This window comes from Candidatus Neomarinimicrobiota bacterium (assembly GCA_018647265.1).
Taxonomy (GTDB): domain Bacteria; phylum Fidelibacterota; class Marinisomatia; order Marinisomatales; family TCS55; genus TCS55.
The window spans coordinates 1-3,051 of the sequence record JABGTK010000008.1; the positions used below are offsets into that span (position 1 = coordinate 1).

The 3,051-nt window shown below is 36.0% G+C and carries 3 protein-coding genes; all 3 read right to left on the reverse strand.

Annotated elements, in window-relative coordinates:
• On the reverse strand, positions 1 to 566 hold a 566-nt coding region (locus tag HN459_01000), incomplete at its 3' end, for a hypothetical protein (GenBank protein MBT3478019.1).
• Between the two features lie 116 nt (positions 567 to 682).
• The gene (locus tag HN459_01005; GenBank protein MBT3478020.1) at positions 683 to 1,729 is read right to left on the reverse strand and encodes a PorV/PorQ family protein; all 1,047 of its coding nucleotides are present in this window, start codon (positions 1,727 to 1,729) and stop codon (positions 683 to 685) included.
• On the reverse strand, positions 1,726 to 3,051 hold a 1,326-nt coding region (locus tag HN459_01010), incomplete at its 5' end, for a hypothetical protein (GenBank protein ID MBT3478021.1). The genes HN459_01005 and HN459_01010, both read right to left, overlap by 4 nt.

Sequence of the window (3,051 nt, forward strand, 5' to 3'; positions counted from 1 at the left end):
CGATCTGTCCACCCATTTACCTCCATAATAAATGCTGACCCATCATCCAAAAAATATGGCCCTATAACCTGTCCTTTTTGAATTTCATTATTGAATAATCTATCACTGATAAATGGATCATTATTATCTATCCAATTCACATCTCTAACAGGAATATTCCCTTCAAAGTTAACAGAATAAATATCATTGAAAGATATTCCTTCATCTATGGCTCTTTTTACTGAATCAGCGAATGCACCTCCTGGAAAAGAAAAGTAATTAACATGATATATACGGCCCGCCATTTTAAAAAAATGATTAATTTCATCATCTTTTAACAAAACTTTATTGTGACCTTTTTCAAAATAAAGTAATTGTCGCATGGCTTGTTCTTTTCGCCCTTTTAAAAAAGTGTTAAGATTATCAGAATTTATTTGATTATTAACTGACTCTGCCTCAATTGCCAATAATTTTTCAGCAATAAGATTATTTAAGATTATTTTTTTATGAAGGTATTGATTACCACGGCAATAGTCTGGACGGAGGGTGTATTCAGTACGATTCAAATAATCTTGACGGGTGATCAAACGATCCCCAATCTTTGCTAGAATTTCTAACTGATTATCTGATGAAAATTTGGTTTGACATCCGATTAAAAAAATCAGAACATGGATAAGATAGCGGAGATGCACCTTTGAATTTATTAAAATGCAATACTGATTGTATAAGAGTTTAGACCACCAAAAATATCCATAGATCGGTGAGCATAATCAATTTGAAAAGATTGATTCCCCATAAGGTTAATTTTTAAACCGCCACCATAAGTCATTCCAAATTGAGAATCAGGCATATATAAAGATTTATATCCCGATCGGAGATACAGGCTACCCATGCCCGCCATACGGAATTCATATTGACCCCCCATATTAATATACTCTGCATTATTATTGGGATGCACTGCATCAACGGCAATTGTGAGTCGATGTAATTCTGAATATATGGGTTTTAGACCAATACCAATTCTAAATAATAAAGGCAATTCCCATTGATTTGGTCTAAACTGGCCAGGTACATCAGCATAGTTCCCATCTTCATAAGGTGAAATATCTATAGGATTTAATAAATCAATACCATCATATTTTAATCGAGTTCCATAATTTGAAATACTCATTCCAATCCTAAGGCCATTTTCTTTATTACCAGTTGGAGATAAAAATTTAGTGTTAACAATCGCACCAAGATCTAGTGCAAAAGCCTTTGCCGTAGAATGCCATATTTTCGAATTAATTAATTTTGCTGATACCCCAAAAGAAAACCATTGTACAATTTTACGTGAGTACGTTAAAGCAGCACTAAATTCATTCGCAGCGAATTGCTCGCCAGTCCCCTCCTGCTGAGCCATGGTTGTTACTTCCATATCTCCATAACCCATATGAGTCAAACTAAAGGCAAAAGTCCCTAAGCGTTTTACATGAATCGTTGAACCAATAAACATCATATTAATATCAAGAACCCAAGGCTGCTTCATAAAAGCATTTTCATTCCGCTCCACAAACGCCAATGCAGCAGGATTCCAGTAAACCGATGTTGGACCATCTGCAAAAGTGACTCCGGCATCGCCCATAGCTGCATTGGCACTGCCCACGCCAATTTCAAGAAAATTAACAGCTGTTGAGCCATACCTATATATATTTTGGGCAGACACAATGTTTAAAGTAAAAAATAAAATGATTATCTGAAAACGTCTCATTTAATTACCGCAAACTTTCCAATTTTCTGATCGCCAGTTGCCAATGCTTCAATATGAAATAGATACATTCCCGCTGCAATTTCTAATCCTTCCCGGGTGAGCATATCCCAATGGACAACTCCTTTTTCTGGTGAATTATTGATAACAATCTCATCTACTAAAACTCCGCTTATTGTAAATATTTTAATTAGAGCCTGAGCGGGGACATTTGTAAACATTAAACTGCGACGTTGATTTAAAAACTGATTTGATACAGCCGGTTCCATCACATTGGTTGCCACATAAGGATTAGGTACAACCCGAATATTATCCATCGTTTTGGAAAGGGAATCAGCATTAATACCATCATAAGAATTAATTGTGAACGTTAAGTAATCATCTTTCCAGAATGGTCTAGAAAATTTGACTCGAAAAATATCGTCACTTTTGGGATAGGTTGCTGTGGATGCTAAATTAAAATCTATAACAAAAGCAGTTCCAGCCCACTTACCATCATTGCGCATTCCACCGACAATTATTTTATCTTCAGATTTGTCAAAAACACCGTTTTTATTTACATCATGTACCACCATATCCATGAGGACGTGGCTTCCATCCGGCTTTAATAAAGTTTCATTCTTAACATAGAACCCAAATGATTGACCTAAAAGAATTTCATTGGTAGGTATTCTATCATCAACGGCATCCCTAATGCCAGTTTTGATACTGGTTGTTGAAGTATACACACTTGGATCAGAACTAAAGATGATATGATAATCCCAAGGCAAATAGGAAGATTCTCGAATAGTAGGTACAACACGCATGATGCCACTTCCTTGAACCCACCCTGAATTCGCATAATCGTAAGAACCTTGCTCAAAAGGCAGGTCAACATTCAGTTGAATCCCATCAAAAATATCCGTACTAAATGGTGCTTTTGTATTTAGAGTCCAGTATCCTAAAGAATCGACCTTGATCAAATTACTCCCCACAAATTTTAATGGGGTCTCTTTATAAATGATAGTGCCTTCACTAAGATCAGTAACCATAATTGAATTTGTTGTATACATCAATCCATAATCATATTGGGGAAGGAGTGCAATAGTATCTATGTCAAATGTGACTTGATATTGATGATCTTTTTTAATACTGGACTGAGCAAGGATAGATGGCTCTATTTCTCCCCCTCCTGGAAGATTAGAGTCATCTATTGTAATATCTGGAGCTACATAGCCGGCAGCTGGTTTAAAAGGAGTTACTATGGCTACGTTTTTACCAATGGATCTGACTTCTTCTGCTTCGTCAAGTTCCACCACTACATTATTCTCAGATGGTGATATTCC